Origin of the sequence: Variovorax sp. H27-G14, from assembly GCF_046156345.1 — a bacterium.
Taxonomy (GTDB): domain Bacteria; phylum Pseudomonadota; class Gammaproteobacteria; order Burkholderiales; family Burkholderiaceae_C; genus Variovorax.
In genome coordinates this window covers 70,629-89,665 of record NZ_JAYLVN010000012.1, presented here as the reverse complement: position 1 = coordinate 89,665, position 19,037 = coordinate 70,629, and the positions used below count along the sequence as shown (strand labels likewise).

Here is a 19,037-nt window from a genome sequence, read left to right as displayed (position 1 = left end):
TGTTGTCGATGAGTGTGTTGCCCGAATCGCTGGTCAGCTGGATCGCCGTGGCGGTGCTGCTGTTCTGGTTTGTCGGCGCCTACAACCGGTTGGTGCGTTTGCGCGCGACCGTGCTGCAGGCCTACGGCGCGCTCGACGCGGCCCTGAGCAAGCAACTGGATTTCGTGCAGGCCAGCATTGCCGCTGCGCCGGTGGAGGCGGTGCTCAACGAGTCGCTGTCGTCCATTGCGCCGCTGCAGGCCGCCACCACCCAGCTGTCGACCTTGCTGGGCGCCACCCGGCTGCATCCGCTCGATGCCGGCGGCATGGCGGCACTGGCCACCGCGCTGCAGGTGTGGATCGGCGCATGGCGGCGCCAGCACCCGGACGACGTGACGGTGTTCGACGCCGACGGCACGCTGTCGCGCCCGGCGCCGTTGGTGGCGGGCTCCGCGGGCGCGCTTTCCGGCGCGGCGGAGCCGATCGCCTGGCCCGAGCCGTCGGCGGCGGCGGAGATTGCGCGCAACCAGTTCAACCTGGCGGTGGCGCAGTACAACGCGGCCATTGCGCAGTTTCCTGCGTTGCTGGTGGCATGGGCCGTGCGTCTGCGTGCGGCCGCGCCGTTGCGCTGAGTACGCGCTGAGCTTGCCCTTTTCTTTCCATTGCGCGGCGTCCGGCCTTGCGGTCGCCCGTTACCATCGCCCCAACTTGTCCGACCTACATTCCGATTCTCCCCATAGCAGCAGCGGCTCGCCGTCGCTGCAACCCCCGCTCTGGCGGCAACTGCAGCTGACCGCGGTGGCGCTGGCGTCGGTGCGCGCCGGCACCTCCGGCTCGGTCGCGTTCGAGGCGGTCGAGCCCGCCCTGCGCCCCGGCGTGCAGGCGCTCGGCTTCCAGGTGCTGCGCTGGCTCGGCCGTGCCGAGGCGCTGCGCCGCCACCTGGCCAAGCGCACGCCGCCGCCGCTGCCCGATGCCCTGCTGTGCACCGCGCTGGCGCTGGCCTGGGACACCGAGCGCGCCCCGTACGAGCCGTTCACGCTGGTCGACCAAGCGGTGGAAGCCGCCAAGCGCAATCCCGCCACGCGGGCGCAGGCCAGCTTCATCAACGCCTGCCTGCGGCGCTTTCTGCGCGAGCGCGACGAGCTGGTGGCCATCACCGACAGCGAACCCGTCGCGCAGTGGAACCATCCACGCTGGTGGATCGAGCGCCTCAAGCGCGACCATCCGCGCGAGTGGCAGCGCGTGCTGAGCGCCGACAACGCGCAAGCGCCGATGACCTTGCGGGTCAATGCCCAGAAGTCGACGCCCGCGTCGTACCTGGTGGAGCTGGAGACCGTGGGCCTGGCCGCCACGCGCGTCGGCCCGTTCGGCCTGCAACTGGCGCGCGCCCGACCGGTGCAGCAGCTGCCCGGTTTCGCGGGCGGCGCCAGTTCGGTGCAGGACGCCGCCGCGCAAATGGCTGCGCCACTGCTGCTCGAAGGCTTGCTCGAAGGTCGGCCGGCAACAGGCGCAGCGGCCCCGCTGCGCGTGCTCGACGCCTGTGCCGCGCCGGGCGGCAAGACAGCGCATTTGCTTGAGTTGGCCGGCCCCGACGCGATCGAGGTCACCGCCATCGAGGTCGATGCCACGCGCAGCCGCCGCATCGACGAAACCCTGGCGCGCATCGGCATGAAGGCCAAGGTGCTGGTGGCCGACGCGGCGCGACCCGCCCAGTGGTGGGACGGCACGCCGTTCGACGCCATCCTGCTCGACGCACCGTGCACCGCTTCGGGCATCGTGCGCCGCCATCCCGACGTTCGCTGGCTGCGCCGCGAGAGCGACACCGCGCAGCTTGCCACCCAGCAGGCCGCGCTGCTGTCGGCGCTCTGGCCGCTCGTGAAGCCCGGCGGCCGTCTCCTTTACTGCACCTGCTCCGTGTTCCGCGAAGAAGGTTCGCAACAAATTGATGCGTTTCTTGTACACAACACCGACGCACGTTTGCTGCCGTCCCCCGGCCATTTGCTGCCCCAAAACGGGTCGAACGGCCGCAGCGTCCCGGACAATCCCCTGGGTGACCACGACGGTTTCTTCTACGCCCTGCTCGAAAAGCGCTCGCTCTGAGCTGCGCCGGCCCGCGCTGCTGGCCGTGCTGCTCTGGGTGTGGGTGCTGTGCATGGCATGGCTGCCTGCCCCGGTGGCGGCGCAGGGGCGCAGCGGCGCATCGGCATCTATCACCCAGATGCGCCTGGAGCAGGCCGACGACGGCGTGTATTTCAGTGCGGCCGTGCAGTTCGAACTGCCCACGCTGGTGGAGGACGTGCTCGAGAAGGGCATTGCCATCTATTTCGTGGCCGAGGCCGAGATCTTTCAGGAGCGCTGGTACTGGACCGACCGCAAGGTTGCCCAGGTCACGCGCCACATGCGGCTGGCCTACCAGCCCCTGACGCGGCGCTGGCGCCTGAATGTGTCGGCGGCGCCCATGACCGGCGCGGCCGGCCTGGGCATTTCGCTGAACCAGAACTTCGACACACTCAGCGACGCGCTGGACGCCATCAAGCGCGTCGGGCGGCTGCGGCTGGGCGACACGGCCGAAGTCGGCGAAGACCCGTTGCACCAGGTCACCTTCCGTTTCCGGCTCGACACGTCGCAGCTGCCGCGCCCGTTCCAGATCGGCGTGGTGGGGCAGTCCGACTGGAACATTGCCGCCGAACGCACGGCCCGGCTTGCGCTGGAGAAAGACAAGTGAGCACTTCCGGGCGCAGCGGCATAGCTGCCACGCCGGCCGCGAGCCGCACGCGCGCCATGCGCTGGGCTGTGGGCGTGGGTGCCGCGCTGGTCACGGCCATCGGGCTGGTGCTGATCTTCCTGCTGGCGCAGGCCACCAACAACCGCGCGCTGTACGAACGCTATTACGTGCGCCTGTTCGGCATCAACGTGGTGGTGGCGGTGCTGCTGGTGCTGGTGATCGGCTGGGTCGCGTTTCGCCTGCTGCGGCGGCTGCGCCAGGGCAAGTTCGGCAGCCGGCTGCTCATCAAGCTCGCGGCCATCTTCGCGCTGGTGGGCGTGGTGCCGGGGGCGCTGGTCTATGTGGTGTCCTACCAGTTCGTCGCGCGCTCCATCGAAAGCTGGTTCGACGTCAAGGTGGAAGGCGCGCTCGACGCCGGCCTGAACCTCGGGCGCGCCACGCTCGATTCGCTGTCCGAAGACCTGGCTGCCAAGACGCGCAGCGCCAGCGCGCAGCTTGCGCAGGTGCCGGACGCCAGCGCGGGCCTGCAGCTGGAGCGCATCCGCGACCAACTGGAGGCGACCGACGTCGTGCTGTGGAACAACAACGGTGAGCTGGTGGGCAGCGCCGGCTCCTCGCGCTTCCAGATCAGCCCCGAGCGACCGAACCTGCTGCAGTTTCGCAAGGTGCGCCCCGACCGCCCATTGACGCACATCGAAGGGCTGGACGAAACCGTCGCGCCGGGCGCGCCACCGCCGGCGGCGAGCGTGCGCGTGCTTGTCATGGTGCCGCGACCGGGCTTCGACTTCGACACTGCGCCGCGCTACCTGCAGGTGACGCGGCCCTTGCCGACGGCCGTGGTGGTCAACGCGCTGGCCGTGCAGGAGGCCAACCGCGAGTACCAGGAGCGGGCGCTCGCGCGCGAAGGCTTGCGCCGCATGTACATCGGCACGCTCACGCTGAGCCTGTTTCTGGCCGTGTTCGGCGCGGTGCTGCTGGCCGTGCTGTTCGGCAACCAGCTCGCACGGCCGTTGCTGGTGCTGGCCGACGGCGTGCGCCAGGTGGCCGCCGGCGACCTGCGTCCCACCGCCGTGCTGCAGGGCAAGGACGAGCTGGGCGGCCTCACGCGCTCGTTCGCCGTGATGACGCAGCAACTTGCCGACGCGCGGGGCGCGGTCGAGAAGACCATGGGCCAACTGGACGCCGCGCGCGCCAACCTGCAGACCATTCTGGACAACCTGACCTCTGGCGTGATCGTGCTCGACGCCAAGGGCATCGTGCTGTCGACCAACCCCGGCGCCACGCGCGTGCTGCGCGCGCCCATGGCGGCCTACGAAGGCCAGGCGCTGACCGACGTGCCGGGCCTGGCCGATTTCGGCGCCAAGGTGCAGCAGCAGTTCGACGACTTTCTGGTCGAGCGCATGCAGCACGGCCTGGACCACTGGCAGCACGCCTTCGAGCTGCATGCCTCGGGCCGCGACCTGCCGCAGCAGGACGGCGCCATCAACATCGTCGCGCGCGGCGCGGAGCTGCCCGGCGCGGCGCGCCTGCTGGTGTTCGACGACATCTCCGAGATTGTTTCGGCCCAGCGCGCCCAGGCCTGGGGCGAGGTGGCGCGCCGGCTGGCGCACGAAATCAAGAACCCTCTGACGCCCATCCAGCTGTCGGCCGAGCGGCTCGAGATGAAGCTGTCGGGCAAGGTGCCGCCGGTCGAGCAGGCCATTCTGGTGAAGTCGGTGAAGACCATCGTCGACCAGGTCGATGCAATGAAGCGCCTGGTGAACGAATTTCGCGACTACGCGCGGCTGCCGGCGGCCGACCTGAAGCCGGTCGACCTCAACGCCTTGCTCGCCGACGTGCTGCAGCTCTACAACGCCGACAGCCTGCCGATCACGCTGCGCAGCGAAATCGACGAGCGCTGCCCGCCGGTGCGTGGCGACGCGCAGCAGATCCGCCAGGTCATTCACAACCTGCTGCAGAACGCCCAGGACGCCGCCGAGGGCACCGCCCGCGGCACCGGCAAGCCGGGCGAGGTTGTCATTCGCACGCGGCTGGGCGATTCGGGCCAGCGCGTGCGCCTGACGGTGCAAGACAGTGGCCCGGGCTTTGCTGAAAACATCCTGAAGCGGGCGTTCGAGCCCTACGTCACCACGAAAACAAAAGGTACCGGTTTGGGCCTCGCGGTCGTGAAGAAGATTGCGGACGAACACGGTGCGCGCATCGAGCTTTCCAACCGCGTTGTGGATGGGGCTGTGGCAGGGGCACAAGTCTCGCTATCATTCGCGCTAGCCAGCGAGCCGCGCGCAGCGGTCGCTCACACCGAAGATTCGAAGTCTTCCGCCGCCTGAGCCGCACGAATCCGTCGCACAGGCGGGGGATGGGCAAGCGGACTCCTACACACCATTGCAGACACCAGCGCATACAACAAGCAGCACTCATGGCAAACATTCTCGTGGTCGATGACGAGCTGGGCATCCGGGACCTGCTCTTCGAAATTCTCAATGACGAAGGCCACAACGTGGAGCTCGCGGAAAACGCCGCCGAAGCTCGCGCCGCGCGCCAGCGCGCTCGGCCTGACCTGGTGCTTCTGGACATCTGGATGCCCGACACCGACGGCGTCACGCTGCTCAAGGAATGGTCCACCGCGGGCCTGCTGAGCATGCCGGTGATCATGATGAGCGGCCACGCCACCATCGACACCGCGGTCGACGCCACGCGCATCGGCGCCTTCGCGTTCCTCGAAAAGCCCATCACCATGCAGAAGCTGCTCAAGGCGGTGGAGCAGGGCCTGGCGCGCGAGAGCGCCCGCCGCGCCGCCGCCGGGGTGGTGCCCACGCCGGCCAGCGGCAGCACGCAGGCCGCGGCGATCACCACCACCGGCGACAGCCTGCTGATGGCTTCGCTGGCCGCGGTGCCAGTGGCCGACGCCGGACCCCAGTCGACGCAGAGTTTCGACCTCGACCGCCCGCTGCGCGATGCGCGCGACGGCTTCGAGAAGGCTTACTTCGAGTTCCATCTGGCCATGGAGAACGGGTCGATGACCCGCGTGGCCGAGAAAACCGGCCTCGAACGCACCCATCTTTATAGAAAACTCAAACAACTTGGTGTGGATCTCTCAAGAGGTCGTAGAAGCGCTGTATAATTCGAGGCTGCACACAATGGCCCGGTAGCTCAGTTGGTAGAGCAGCGGATTGAAAATCCGCGTGTCGGTGGTTCGATTCCGCCCCAGGCCACCAATTCAAAGCCCCTGATTCTGAAAAGAGTCAGGGGCTTTTCAATTGGGGCTGCGGCTCATGCCTCTCGCCACGGCGTCGGCGGCTATGGCAACTGTCCTGCACCCGTCGTCGTCACAGGCTGGCGATGCGCGGCCTTCGGACACCGAAGACTCTGTGCATTCACAGAGACCGAGGAGCCGTTCATGCCCACACCCAAGCCTTCCCAGACCACGACGCGCGAAGAGCCTGAACCCACGCAGGAAGAGTCCGTGCCCAGCGACGGCCGCGACATGGAGGGCGAGGCGGCGATGAAGAAGGTGCGCAATCACAAGCTCGACGAAAAGGGCGAGGGTGTTGCCCAGGCCTCCGAGCCTTCCAAGACCCAGGACAACACTGGCAAGCCAGACGCCGCCTGATTTCCCCGGCTTTCCCCTCTTCTCCCGTCATGAGCCCCCAGGCCGCCCACGCGGGAACACCGCCGGTTGACGCCGCGCCCGAAGCCGCCGGCACCCCCGCCTCCCTTTGGCAACGCTGCCGCAAATGGGCCCTCCCATTGCTCGGCATTGCTGTGCTCGGCCTGCTGCTGTCGCACGCGCACAAGGTCGACTGGGCTGGCGCATGGCACGCGCTGCAGCGCTATTCACCCTGGCTGCTGCTCGCCGTGCTCGGCTTGGCGACCGCTAGCCATGCGCTCTACGGCTGCTTCGACCTGATCGGCAAGCGCCATCTGCGCCACCGTCTGCCGTATTGGCGCACCTGGGCCATCGCGGTGACCAGCTATGCGTTCAACCTGAACCTGGGCTCGCTGGTCGGCGGCATCGCGATGCGCGCGCGCCTGTATGCCCGCGCCGGGCTCGACGACGCCACCGTCGCGCAGATTGTCGGCCTGAGCCTGGTCACCAACTGGCTGGGCTACGGCCTCCTGGCTGGCGGCCTGTTCGCGGCCGGTGCCATCGAGCCGCCACGGCAGGCGCACATCGGCGAGTTAGCTTTGCGCGGTCTGGGCGTGGTGATGATCCTGCTGGCGTTGGGCTACGTGGTGGCCTGCGCCGTGTCGCGCGGCCGGCAATGGACTTTCAGGGGCAAGCGGCTCACGCTGCCGAGCGCCCGCCTCGCGGTGGTCCAGTTGGCGCTGTCGGCCAGCAACTGGGCCTTGATGGGCGCCGCCATGTACCTGCTGCTGGGCCAGCAGGTGCCGTATGCCACCACCCTGAGCGTGCTGCTCGCGGCCTCGATCGTCGGCGTCATCACACCTATTCCAGCCGGGCTCGGCGTGCTCGAGGCGGTGTACCTCGCGCTGCTGTCGGGCACGGTGAAGCAGGGCGCGCTGATGGGCGCGGTGCTCGCCTACCGCGCGCTCTACTACCTGCTGCCGCTGGCCGGCGGACTGCTGCTCTATCTGTTCCTCGAGCGCTACGCCACCAACCATCCCGATGGCGCCAATGACGAGCAGGGCGCTGGCGTCCCGCATAGAGACGCAGCACCCGAAGCCGTCCAGTCACGGCGATAGGCCCACCCCACTGAGGCCGCGCCGCTGGCTCAGTCGCCGTGTGCGTTCGGCGTCGCGCGCGCCAGCATGCGAATGTGCTCGAAGTCCAGCAGGTCCAGCGCCCGCCGCACCGCGCCCACCAGTGCCGAATGCCGCGTGTCGGCGGCCAGCCGGTCGGCCCATTCGTGCAGGTCGCTCCAGCGGCCGTCGCGTGCCAGCATTTCCAGTTCTTCGCGCACTGCCGCCGGCAGGCTCGCCATCACGGGCACAGGCGGGTCGCGCCTGCGGCCCTGCAGTGAGGGCGGGGGCACGGCGGTCGGCGTTCGCGGTTTCATGTCGACCACCGGCAGCAGCTCCTTCGGCGCGTCCTTCACGATGACCGAGAAGCGCACGCGCGTGCCCAGTTCGCGGTGGCTCTCCAGCAGCAGCCGACCGCCCATGTGTTGCGCAATGCGCCGCGCAATCGCCAGGCCCAGCCCGTTGCCGTCCGCGCTTGGCGCGCCCTTCGCAAAGGCCTGGGCGATACGTGCCTGGGCTTCCTTGTCGATGCCCACGCCGCTGTCCCACACCTCGAACTTCAGCCGCCATGCGTCGGCGCGCGCCCGGGCCTCCACACGCAGGCCGATCTTGCCGTCGCGCGTGAACTTGGCCGCGTTCGACAGCAGGTTCAGCAGCAGCTGCTGAAAGCGCTTGCTGTCGATGTACACCGCAACCGGCAGCGCGCCCGTCACCGTCAGTTCGAAGGTGTTGTGCTGGCGTTGCGCGAGCGTGTCGGCGTACTGCGCAACGTCGTCGATCAGCGCGCGCAGGCGCACCGGGCTGGCCTCGAAAGAGAAGGGCAGCAGCTCGCCCTTGGCGTACTCCAGCAGGTCGTCGATCAGCGCCAGCTGGTAGGTGGCGCTGCGCTCGATGGCATGCAGCCGCTCGGCCGGCGGCAGGCTTTCGTCGCGCAGCAGCCGCACGTTGCCGATGATGGTGGCCAGCGGCGCGCGCAGGTCGTGGCTGATGTAGGCCATGAGCCGCGTCTGCTCGCGCGACTGCAGCTCGGCCTGCTCCAGCGCGGTGTTCAGCGCGTGGGTCTTGCGCGCCACCTCCTCGCGCAGGCGCAGTTGCTCGTCGGCCTGCCAATGCACCAGCGTGCGCTGCGCGACCAGGCGCTGGCGCGAAAGGTGGTGCGTCCACGCGGCCAGCGCCACCAGCCCGAACAGCAGGCCCGGAAAGCCCAGCGCGTAGGCGTCGAAGCCCGGAATCACGTGCGCCGGCAGCACCAGCTCGGTGAGCCGCAGGCACATGCCGATGGTGACGGCGCACATCATCAGAAAGGCCAGCTGGCCGCCCGGCCCCGCGCGCCGCATGTAGAAGAAGGTGCTGACCGTCAGCGCCAGCACCGCCAGCGGGCCGCTCAGCGTGCCGAGCTTGGCAGATGGCCCGTAGGGGCCCCATGCCATGCCCACCAGCACCACGCACTGCAGCGCGGCCAGCGTCACCAGCACCGGCAGGCCGGGCGCGCGCACCGGGCCGCGCCGCGACACGGCGTACATGTGGCACATGAGGTTCAGCACGCAGCAGCCGGCGGTGACGCCGGCGGCGCGGTAGCTCCAGTCGAAGCTGTCGGGCCACAGGGCCAGCCGCGCATGGCCGCGGTAGGCGCTCTCGTAGAGCGCCACCAGCGCAAAGCCCAGGCTCTGCAGCGCCATGGGCGCGCTGCGCGAAATGAACCACAGCGCCAGCGAATACACCGACAGCACCAGCAGCCCGCCGATGAGCAGGCCATCGACCAGCGCATGGCTGCTCTCGACCGCGCGCCAGCTGTCGGTGGTGTGCAGCTCGGGCGCCAGCTTCACGCTGCTGTGCGACTGCACCCGCACCAGCACGCGCGCGCGCTCGCCGGGCTGCAGGTCGAGCGACAGCGTGGGCACGCGGTCGCGCCTGGCCCGCAACGGAACCGACACGCCGGCTTCTTCATGGGTCCAGGGGCTCCAGGCCGTGCGGCCAGAACGGCCGGCAGGGCCAGTGGAGCCCGGTGCCTGGCGCTGCACATGAAAGTCGACCTGCTGCAGCCAGGTGGCGTTGAGCACCAGGCGCAGCGGCTGGGGCGTGCTGCTGTCGTTCGACAGCACCAGCCGCAGCCAGAAGGCCGACTTGGAGAACCCCTGCCGCATCAGCGCGGTGCTGCCGGGCTGGAAGCCTAGGCGCGTTTCGCTGCCCAGGGCCTCGACCTCGTCGAGCGACATCTGCGCGCTGGTGTCCTCGAAGATCTCCAGCGTCTGGTCGATCTGCATCGGCCACTGCGCCTGGTCGTCCAGATGCAGCATGCCGGCCTGTGCCACCTGTGCTGCCTGTGCCGCTGTCGGTCCTGCAAGCCAGAAGGCCGCGCACAGCAGCAGGGCGGCGAGCCCGCGCAGGCGTGTCACCGGGGGCTCATGCCGGCGGCGCCACGCGCGCCTGGAGCGCGAGGGGCCGAGGCGTCGCCGTCTGTGTCATCGCCGACAGGGGCGCATTGCGAAACCCCGTGGGCGTGCAACCGAAGCGCTCGCGAAACGCCGTCGAAAAATTGGCCGCACCCGAGAAGCCCACCGCCAGCGCCACTTCTTCCACGCTGAGCGCCGACGCGCCCAGCAGGCGCTGCGCCTCGGCCAGCCGCGTCTCGCGCACGAACTCGAACACCGTGTGCCCAGTTTGTTCGCGGAACACGCGCGACAGCCGCTTTTCATGCGTGCCCACGCGCGCCGCTAGCTCCGGCAGCGCGGGCACCTGTGCCAGGTTGGCGCGCACCAGGCGCTCGGCGGCCTGCGCGAGCACGCGGTCGGTGTTATCACCGCCAGCCATGCCGCCCCTGGCGTTCTCCAGCACGCTCTCGGCCTGCGCAATGCAGGCCTGCGCCTGCTGGCGGCTGGACGAAAGCGCCAGGTGCACCGCCACGCGCGCCAGCACCTCGGCGGGCTCGAAGGGCTTGAGGATGTAGTCGACCGCGCCTTCGCGCAGCCCGGTCAGCCGCTCTTCCACCGAGCCCGACGAGGTGACGAAGATCACCGGAATGCGCGCCGTCGCGGGGTCGGCCTTCAGCAGCCGGCAGGTGGTGAAGCCGTCGTTCGCGCCCATGCGCACGTCCAGCAGCACCAGGTCGGGCTGCAGCGCGGTCACGCGGCGGTAGCCCTGCATGGCGTCGAACGCCAGGCTGATGCGGTGCCCCGCCTCGCGCAGCACGCCCAGCAGCAGCTGCAGTTCCTCGAGGTTGTCGTCGATGACGAGGATGTGCGCGCGCCGGGGTGGGGTGGTCGACCAGTAAGACATGGGTGTGGAGGGTAGGGGTGCCGCCCCGAAACACCGTGTGAACAATTTCACATTACGTTGCATTCGTAAACAAACGTCAGGTTTAGCAAACATTTCGTCCTGAATCCCAAAAACCGTCCTGAGGCAGGCGCCAAAGAATCGCGCCTTTCCGGAGCACCCCGCCGCAGCCACTGTGGCAGCAGACCAAACGGTGCCCGGTCCATCAGAGCCATCACGAGGGACGGGATGTCCAGGATTCCAACGAATTTGCCAGCGCGCTGCGGCGTGTCTTCCCCTGCGGCGCAGGCGCCCGCTCGCCACTGGTCACGCCTGGTGGCCCCGCTGACGGCCGCGTTCGCGGGCCTGCTGCTGGCCGCCACCGCGCATGCGGTGCCCCAGGTGTCGAGCCTGGTGCACTCGCCGGACATCCTTCCCGCCGGCGGCACGGTGACCAGCACGGTCACCCTCGCCGAAACCGACAGCCTGCCCATCGGCGCCCCGGGCGCCTCCTTCACCTACAGCATTCCCGCCAACGCGGTGTACCTGGGGACCGGCGCGGTGCCCGTGGGCAGCTGCACGTCCAGTGTGCCCGTGGGCAGCGTCGGCGGCGGCACGCTGACCTGCTCCGGCATCACGCTCGGCGCCAACCAGCGGCTCGACTTCGAGGTGCTCTTGCGCACGGTCAGCCAGGGCACGCTGAGCGTCACCGCCACGCCCAGCGGTGGCGGCAGCGGTTCCAGCGAAACCAAGGCCATCACCGTGAACCGCGGCGCCGACGTGGCCGTGGCCGTCACCGCGCCAGGCACCACGCCCAGCGGCGCCACGGTGCCGATCGTCTTCACGCTCACCAACAACGGCCCCGACACCAGCACTGGCTCCACGCTGACCTACCCGATTCCCACGGGCCTCTCGGTCTCGGGCACCGGCCTGCCCTCGGGCTGCTCGGTCAGCGGCAGCCTGCTGACCTGCAACGTGCCCGCCACGCCGGCCACTCCCGGCAGCAACACGCGCACCTTCACCATCAACGGCGTGGTCACGGCGGGCACCGGCTCCACCATCACGCACCAGCCGGCCGTGACGCCGGCGGGCGTGGTGGGCGACGGCGTGTCGGCCAACAACAGCGCCACCGCCAATACGGCAGTCACCGCGGGCTACGTGCTGGCGCTGGCCAAGAGCCATGACGGCGGCCAGCTGCTGGTGGGGCAGCGCTTCAACTTCACGCTCAAGCCCAGCTTCAGCGGCACGGCGCCCACGGGCGTCACGCTGAGCGACACGCTGCCGGCCAACTTCGCGGTGCAGTCGCCCATTGGCGCGCCCACCGGCTGGAACTGCGCGGTCAGCGCGCAAACCGTGAGCTGCACCCGCACCAACATCGGCACCAGCGGCGCCAACGTGGCGCTGGGCGACATCGTCATTCCGGTCATTGCCATCAGCGCCGGCGCCGGCGTGGTCAACCAGGCCACCGTGAGCGCGACCGGCCCCATCGCCGGCTCGGCCACCGGCAGCGTGCCGGCCGACGTGGCCGTGTCGGAGACCGACTTCAAGGCCGACAAGCGCCGCAGCTGGCCGCAGAACAACGTGCCGCTGGGCCAGGCCTTCGACTACCAGGTGGGCTCCACCAACCTCGGCCCCACGCGCCTGCTGGCGGGCAGCACCCTGAACCTGGTCGACCAGCTGCCGGCCGGCGTGCTCATCAACAGCTTCACCCAGCGCGACGGCTACAGCTGCACGCTGACCCAGGGCGGCGGCCCGCTCAACCCGACGCCCGCCGCGCCGGTCACCGGCCCGGCCCTGCTCAACTGCACGCGCACGCTCGGCGCCGACATTGGCGTGGACACCTCCAACGGCAGCGGCGCGCGCAACGGCGGCTACGTGGTGGTGAACGTCACCATCCCGGCGCTGCCACCGGGCGGCCAGGTGGTCAACCGCATGTGCGTGAACGTGGCACTTGCCGCGGGCACCGACCCCGACGCCAACACCGGCAACGACTGCGTGGACCTGGGCACCGGCGCGGACAACACCGCCACCGCGGCCGACGTGAAGGTGCTCAAGCGCGTGGTGGGCATCGGCGACAGCGCCGGCAACCGCCAGACCGCGGGCCTGCCCGTCACCTGGGAGATCGAGGTGGTCAACACCGGGCCGTCCGCGGCGCAGGGCGTGGCCATCACCGACAACTTCGTGCAGGTTGTCGGCGCCTCCACCGTCACACAAATTGCCAATGGCGGCACATTCGCTGGCACCTGCGCGCTGCCTTCCACCGGCGGTGGCACGGTCGGGCTCACGGGCTGCAGCCTGTCGAACCTGCCGGTGTGCCGCTCCAGCACCGACGCGTCCAGCGCTCTGCCGCTGTGCCCCGTGGTGCGCGTCGTGGCCACCCACTACGGCGACGGCCGTTCGGCCGTGGACAACGGTTTCGAAATCGACAACACCGCGCGCGCCATTGCGCAGACGCCGGCCGACCCCGACCTGAGCAACAACGACGGCAGCGCCAGGGCCTACCTGAACGCGCGCAGCGACGTCACGGTCACCAAGTCGGCCAGCCCGACCACGGTGCCCGTGGGCCAGCTGCTCACCTACACACTGACCGCGCGCAACCAGAGCCTGGCGCAGGGCAGCCTCAGCCGCGCCTACGACGTGCGCGTGGTCGACACGCTGCCGGCCGGCCTGATGTTCATCTCCGCCACCGTCAACGGCGGCGGCGGCAGCTGCACCGTGCAGCCCGACACCACGCAGCCCACGGGCAGCGGCACCACCAACAACCAGCTCGCGTGCGGCTGGACCTCGCTGGACCGCAACGTGCAGCAGACCGTGACCGTGCGCGTGCGCCCGCTCTACGCGCTCAACGGCACCACGGCCACCAACAACGTGCACGTGAGCACGGCCACGCCAGAAAGCGACACCGGCAACAACGACGCCTCCGCCCCGGCGGCCATCACCGCGCCGGTGTACGACCTGGTCGTGACCAAGCGCGACGACGTCGACCCGGTGAACGTGGGCGACGACGTGGGCTACACCATCACCGTGTCGAACAACAGCGCGTCCACCGCGGAAGACGTGCGCCTGATCGACCTGCTGCCGCTGCCCGGCCCGCTGGGCGAAACGCCACCCACCCTGGTGTCGGTGACGCCCGCGGGCGGCACCACCTATGTGCTGGCCAACGGCGCCGCCGTGGGCGCGGCCGGCGGGCAGGTGGTGTTCACCATTCCCAAGCTGGGCGGCACGGGCCCCACGGCCACCGGTGAGCCCAGCTCGCTGCAGTTCCGCGTGGTGCTCAAGGGCACCTCGCGCGGCAGCTTCCAGAACCGCGCCGCGGTCGACTTCTTCGACGCCGCGCGCAACGTGTACGACACCGTGCAGGGCAACAACACGGTGGCCGAGAACACCACCTTCCGCTTCAAGGCCGACGTGGAAGTGGTCGCCAAGACCGCCGTGGCCACCGGCACCGCCACCCCGCTGGCCACCGTGTCGTCGACGCAAGTCTTCGACTGGCTCGTGCGGCTGCGCAACAACGGCCCCGACAGCGCCGAGACCACGAGCTTCACCGACACGCTGCCCGCCGCCCTGGTGTCGGCCGGCACGCCCGTGTTCACCGTAACGGCCGGCAGCTTCACGCCCGCCGCGCCCACCTGCACCGTGTCGGGCGGCACGGCGGTGAGTTGCGACATCGCCTCCATGCCCGCCAACGGCACGGCGACCGTGCGCATTCCCGTGCGCTTTGCCGGCGCAGCGCCGGCCAACGGCACGGAAATAACCAACCGCGCGCACATCGTCACCACCGGCTCGGGCGACACCAACGGCGGTGCCGATCCGGACGCCGGCAACAACTTCAACGAAGGCAAGGTCGTGGTGCAGAACAGCGCCCTGTCGGGCCGCGTGTACGAAGACAACAACGGCAACGGCCTGATCGACGGCGGCGAGCCCGGCATTGCCGGCGTCACGCTGCGCCTGTCGGGCACCGACAGCATCGGCAACCCGGTCACGCAGACCACCACCACCGACGCCAACGGCAACTGGGGCTTCACCGTGCCCGCGGGCAGCTACAGCGTGGTGGAAGACCAGCCCGCGGCCTACCAGCCCGGCATCACGCGCGCCGGCACCGTGAGCGGTGCGCTCAGCACGCCCGGCACCGTGCCCACGGGCGGCGCCGGCGTGAGCAGCGGGCCCAACGGCTCCAACGCCAACCGCATCGACACCATCGTGCTCGGCACGGGCGGTGTGTCCACGGCCAACAACTTCGGTGAAGTGCGCGCGTCCAGCCTGGCCGGTCGCGTGTATCAGGACGCCGACTACAACGGCGCCGCCAGCGCGGGCGACCCCGGCATTGCCGGCGTCACCGTCACGCTCACCGGCACCGACATGTTCGGCACCGCGGTCAGCCGCACCACCACCACGGCCACCGGCACCGGCAACTACGCCTTCGCCAACCTCACGCCCGGCAGCTACACGCTGAGCGAAACGCAGCCCGCGGCCTTTGCCGATGGCAGCGACGCGGCCGGCACCGCCGGCGGCACCCTGGGCAACGACGTGGTGAGCGCCATTGCGCTGCTCTCCAACGTGAGCGGCACCGGCTACGACTTCGGCGAGCTGCTCACGCGCATTTCGGTGCGCGTGTTCGTGGACGCCAACAACGACGGCGTGCCGCAGGCCGGCGACACCGGCATCCTGAACGTGGTGCTGCGCCTCACCGGCACCGACGCCGCGGGCAACCCGGTGAACATCGTCGCGGTGCCCACCGGCACCGCCGGCGGCTACGAGTTCCGCAACGTGCCACCGTCGGCACCGGGCGGCTACACCATCACCGAGACGCAGCCGGCCGGCTACGCGCCCGGCAAGGCCAACAACAACGCCAACCCCGGCACGCCGCAAGGCGGCGGCAACGCCATCACCGGCGTGACCGTTGCGGGCACCAACGTGCCGCTGGCCCAGGGCGAGTACTACTTCGGCGAACTGCTGCCAGGGGGCATCTCGGGCCGCGTGTACTACGACCGCGACGGCAACGGCGCGCAAGACGCGCCGGCCACCGAGCCCGGCCTGGCGGGCGTGCTCATCACCCTCACGGGCACCGACGTCAACAACCAGCCCGTGTCGCGCACCACCACCACCGACGCCAGCGGCGACTACAGCTTTCCCAACCTCGCGCCGGGCAGCTACACCGTGACCGAAACCCGCCCCGCGGGCTACCAACCCGGCATCACGCACGCCGGCAACGTGAGCGGCGCGGGCAGCACGCCCGGCGCCGTGCCCACCGGCGGCAGCGGCGTGGCAAACGGGCCCAGGGGCTCGAACGCCAGCGTCATTCAGAACATCGTGCTCGGCGCCGTGGGCGCGGGCTCGGCCGGCAACAACTTCTCGGCCGTGAAGCCGGCCAGCCTGTCGGGCTACGTGTACGCCGACGTGGCGCCGTCCAACGGCATTCGCGACAGCGCGGAGCCCGGCATTGGCGGCACCACCGTGCGCGTCACCGGCACCGACTTTCTGGGCAACGCGGTGGACCGCACCGTGCAGACCGCCGCCGACGGGCGCTACCTGGTCGACGCGCTGGTGCCCGGCACCTACCAGATCGACGAGACCCAACCCGCCGGCATGGCCGACGGCCCCGAGTCGCTGGGCACCGTGGGCGGCGCGCCGCGCGGCAGCGCCAACCCCGGCGGCACCAACGACCGCTTCGGCGGCCTCGCGCTGGTGTCGGAAGACGTGGGCATCGACTACAACTTCGGCGAGCGCGGCGGGCAGATTGCCGGCTGGGTGTACGTGGACACCAACAACGACGGCATCCGCCAGCCCACCGAGGCCGGCATTGCCGGCGTGACCCTCACGCTCACCGGCCGCTCGGCCAGCGGGCTGGTGGTGAACGCCACGGCGGTCACCGACGCCAGCGGGCGCTACGTGTTCACCGGCCTGCTGCCGGCCGACGCCACCGGCTACACGGTGCGCGAGACGCAACCGCTGACCTACGCCGACGGCCTGGACGCCGTGGGCACGCTGGACGGCGTGGCCAGCGGCACGCTGGGCAACGACGTGCTCAGTGCCATCGCATACCGCGGCGGCAATGGCGACAACTACAACTTCGGCGAGCGCGGCGCGTCGCTGGCGGGCACCGTCTACAACGACGCCAACCGCAACGGCACGCGCGATCCGCAAGACCTGCCGATCGCCGGCGTGACCGTCACGCTCACCGGCACCGACGCCGCGGGCCAAGCCGTGACGCGCACCGCCGTCACCGACGCCAACGGCCGCTACGACCTGGCCGGCCTGCCCCTGCCCGGCAGCGGCGGCTACACGCTCACCGAAACGCAGCCCTCGGGCTACGACGAAGGCATCGCCGTGCCCGGCACCCTGGGCGGCACCACCGCCGGCCCGAACCAGATCCGCGTGAGCTTCACAGGCCTGGACGCACACGGCACCGGCTACGACTTCAGCGAGCACAGCAACCAGCCCGCGTCGCTCACCGGCACCGTGTGGTTCGACCAGAACCACAACCGCAGCCGCGAGTCGGGCGAAGGCCAGGGCGAAGGCTGGACCGTGGAGCTGCTGCGCTGCGCCGACGGCGGCAACGCCTGCTCTGAAACCGCCGCCAGCGTGGTCTACACCGTGACCACCGGCGCCGACGGCAGCTACCGCTTCGGCGACCTGGTGCCCGGCGAATACCGCGTGCGCTTCCGCTCGCCCGAAGGGCGCGTGGTGGGCGGCGTGTGGCCGACCGACGCCGCGCAGAACGGCGCCAACGGCGCGTACCCCACGCCGGCCGCAAGCGACCCGCGCTTCACCATCAAGGTGCGCGTGAACGCCGGCGCCAACGTGCAGAAGCAAGACCTGCCGTACGACCCGGGTGGCGTGGTGTACGACAGCGTGAGCGGCACGCCCGTGCCCGGCGCCGTGGTGCGCCTGGTGGGCCCGCCGGGCTTCGACCCCGCGCAACACCTGTTCGACGGCCGCGACACCTACACCACCGGCCCCAGCGGCTACTACGACTTCTTTTTGCTGCCGGGCGCGCCGGCCGGCGAGTACCGCCTGGCCGTCACGCCGCCGGGTGCCTACCTGCCGTCGTCCATCTACCCGGCCGCGGGCGGCGCGCTGGGCACGCAGAGCTGCGCGGCACCCGCCAACGGTCCGGCGCCCGCGCAGACCAACCCCTGCGTGGTGAGCCCCGGCGCGGCCCTGGTGCCGGGCGCGGGCTACTACATGGTGTTCCAGATGCCGGTGGGCGGCGGCCAGCACGTGGTGGCCAACAACATTCCGCTGGACCCGTCGGACGCCACCCTCATCGAGCTGCGCAAGACCACCTCCAAGCTCACCGTGAAGAAGGGCGAGCTGCTGCCGTACCGCATCACGGCGCGCAACACGCGCGGCAACCCCGTGCCGGGCGTGGCCGTGGTCGACACGTTGCCACCGGGCTTTCGCTACATCCAGGGTTCGCTCACCGTGCGCACGCTGCCTGGCGGCGTGGCGCTGCCGGTGGTGCCGCAGACCAACGGACGCCAGCTGGTGGTGCCGGGGCAGAACTTCGCGCCCAACGAAAGCAAGGAATACCTGATGGTTGCGGGCGTGGGGGTCGGCGTGGGCGAGGGCGAGTTCGTCAACCAGGTCATTGCGCTGCAGGGCGTGGGCGGGCGCAACCTGTCCAACCTGGCCACCGCCACCGTGCGCGTGGTGCCCGACGCGCTGTTCCACTGCACCGACGTCATCGGCAAGGTCTACGACGACAAGAACGCCAACGGCTACCAGGACGAGGGCGAGCCCGGCCTGGCCAACGTGCGCATCGCCACCGTCAACGGCGTGCTGGTGACCACCGACGCCCAGGGCCGTTACCACATCGCCTGCGCCGCCATTCCCAAGGAAGGCACCGGCAGCAACCTGGTGCTGAAGCTGGACGAGCGCACGCTGCCCTCGGGCTACCGCACCACCAGCGAGAACCCGGCGGCCGAGCGCGCCACGCGCGGCAAGGTGCTGAAGATGAACTTCGGCGCCACCGTGCACCGCGTGGTGCGCCTCGCGCTGCAGGGCGCGGCGTTCGACGACGGCGCCGCCACGCTGCGCGCCGGCTTCGTGGGCGAGCTCGACCGCACGGTCGCCGTGCTGGCCGCCAAGACCTCGGTGCTGCGCCTGGCCTACCAGGCCGCGCCCGGCGAGGCCGAGTCGCTGGCCCGCCAGCGCACCGACGCGGTGAAGGCCGCGGTGCTCGCGCGCTGGAAGCAGCTGGGCGAACAACGCGCCGCGCGCAATGAGCCCGCGCTGTTCAACCTGGACGTCGAGGTCGAGGTGGTGCCTGGCACCCCCGCTGGCACCACTGCTGGCGCCTCTGGTGCCGCCGCCGCACAGGCGGTGCAGCCATGACGCAAGGACGCACCACCGCCTTGCCCCGTCCCCCCACACCGAA

General features: G+C 70.3%; 10 protein-coding genes and 1 tRNA gene. 9 read left to right on the top strand and 2 right to left on the bottom strand.

The window, feature by feature from the left end; genetic code table 11:
• Positions 1–8: 8 nt before the first annotated feature.
• The 8 genes from VLK31_RS24205 to VLK31_RS24170 all read left to right on the top strand — a co-directional run bounded on the left by VLK31_RS24205 (position 9) and on the right by VLK31_RS24170 (position 7,408).
• Positions 9–611, top strand: a complete 603-nt coding sequence (locus VLK31_RS24205; protein WP_409171007.1) for a lema family protein — start codon at positions 9–11, stop codon at positions 609–611.
• Positions 612–738: 127 nt separating this feature from the next.
• A complete protein-coding gene (gene rsmB, locus VLK31_RS24200) occupies positions 739–2,079 on the top strand; it encodes a 16S rRNA (cytosine(967)-C(5))-methyltransferase RsmB (RefSeq protein ID WP_409171117.1) in 1,341 nt (446 codons plus the stop codon).
• Positions 2,080–2,131: 52 nt separating this feature from the next.
• On the top strand, positions 2,132–2,704 hold the full coding sequence (locus VLK31_RS24195; RefSeq protein WP_409171116.1) for a DUF4390 domain-containing protein: 573 nt from the start codon (positions 2,132–2,134) through the stop codon (positions 2,702–2,704).
• The gene (locus VLK31_RS24190; protein ID WP_409171006.1) at positions 2,701–5,031 is read left to right on the top strand and encodes an ATP-binding protein; all 2,331 of its coding nucleotides are present in this window, start codon (positions 2,701–2,703) and stop codon (positions 5,029–5,031) included. Before VLK31_RS24195 ends, VLK31_RS24190 begins: the two co-directional genes overlap by 4 nt.
• Positions 5,032–5,120: 89 nt before the next feature.
• Complete coding sequence (locus tag VLK31_RS24185) at positions 5,121–5,825, top strand: response regulator (RefSeq protein ID WP_409171005.1); 705 nt, start codon at positions 5,121–5,123, stop codon at positions 5,823–5,825.
• Positions 5,826–5,843: 18 nt separating this feature from the next.
• Positions 5,844–5,919, top strand: a tRNA-Phe gene (locus VLK31_RS24180).
• A 182-nt stretch (positions 5,920–6,101) separates the two neighbouring features.
• Complete coding sequence (locus VLK31_RS24175; RefSeq protein WP_409171004.1) at positions 6,102–6,314, top strand: hypothetical protein; 213 nt, start codon at positions 6,102–6,104, stop codon at positions 6,312–6,314.
• Between the two features lie 29 nt (positions 6,315–6,343).
• Complete coding sequence (locus tag VLK31_RS24170) at positions 6,344–7,408, top strand: lysylphosphatidylglycerol synthase domain-containing protein (protein WP_409171003.1); 1,065 nt, start codon at positions 6,344–6,346, stop codon at positions 7,406–7,408.
• 29 nt (positions 7,409–7,437) lie between these two features.
• On the opposite strand, the gene VLK31_RS24165 is transcribed toward VLK31_RS24170, so the two are convergent.
• The gene (locus VLK31_RS24165) at positions 7,438–9,801 is read right to left on the bottom strand and encodes an ATP-binding protein (RefSeq protein ID WP_409171002.1); all 2,364 of its coding nucleotides are present in this window, start codon (positions 9,799–9,801) and stop codon (positions 7,438–7,440) included.
• A gap of 7 nt (positions 9,802–9,808) precedes the next feature.
• Positions 9,809–10,681 carry a helix-turn-helix domain-containing protein gene (locus tag VLK31_RS24160; RefSeq protein ID WP_409171001.1) on the bottom strand — a complete coding sequence of 291 codons (873 nt, stop codon included), beginning with the start codon at positions 10,679–10,681 and terminating at the stop codon, positions 9,809–9,811.
• A 264-nt stretch (positions 10,682–10,945) separates the two neighbouring features.
• Here VLK31_RS24160 and VLK31_RS24155 point away from each other — a divergent pair, with 264 nt between their 5' ends.
• Positions 10,946–18,994, top strand: a complete 8,049-nt coding sequence (locus VLK31_RS24155) for an SdrD B-like domain-containing protein (RefSeq protein WP_409171000.1) — start codon at positions 10,946–10,948, stop codon at positions 18,992–18,994.
• Positions 18,995–19,037 lie beyond the last annotated feature (43 nt).

What these genes read in the sequence shown, in the direction of transcription:
- VLK31_RS24170 (WP_409171003.1), top strand. Translation starts at nt 6,344, where the DNA reads ATGAGCCCCCAGGCCGCCCACGCGGGAACACCGCCGGTTGACGCCGCG.
- VLK31_RS24185 (WP_409171005.1), top strand. Translation starts at nt 5,121, where the DNA reads ATGGCAAACATTCTCGTGGTCGATGACGAGCTGGGCATCCGGGACCTG.
- VLK31_RS24205 (WP_409171007.1), top strand. Translation starts at nt 9, where the DNA reads ATGAGTGTGTTGCCCGAATCGCTGGTCAGCTGGATCGCCGTGGCGGTG.
- VLK31_RS24175 (WP_409171004.1), top strand. Translation starts at nt 6,102, where the DNA reads ATGCCCACACCCAAGCCTTCCCAGACCACGACGCGCGAAGAGCCTGAA.
- VLK31_RS24160 (WP_409171001.1), bottom strand. Translation starts at nt 10,681, where the DNA reads ATGTCTTACTGGTCGACCACCCCACCCCGGCGCGCGCACATCCTCGTC.
- VLK31_RS24195 (WP_409171116.1), top strand. Translation starts at nt 2,132, where the DNA reads ATGGCATGGCTGCCTGCCCCGGTGGCGGCGCAGGGGCGCAGCGGCGCA.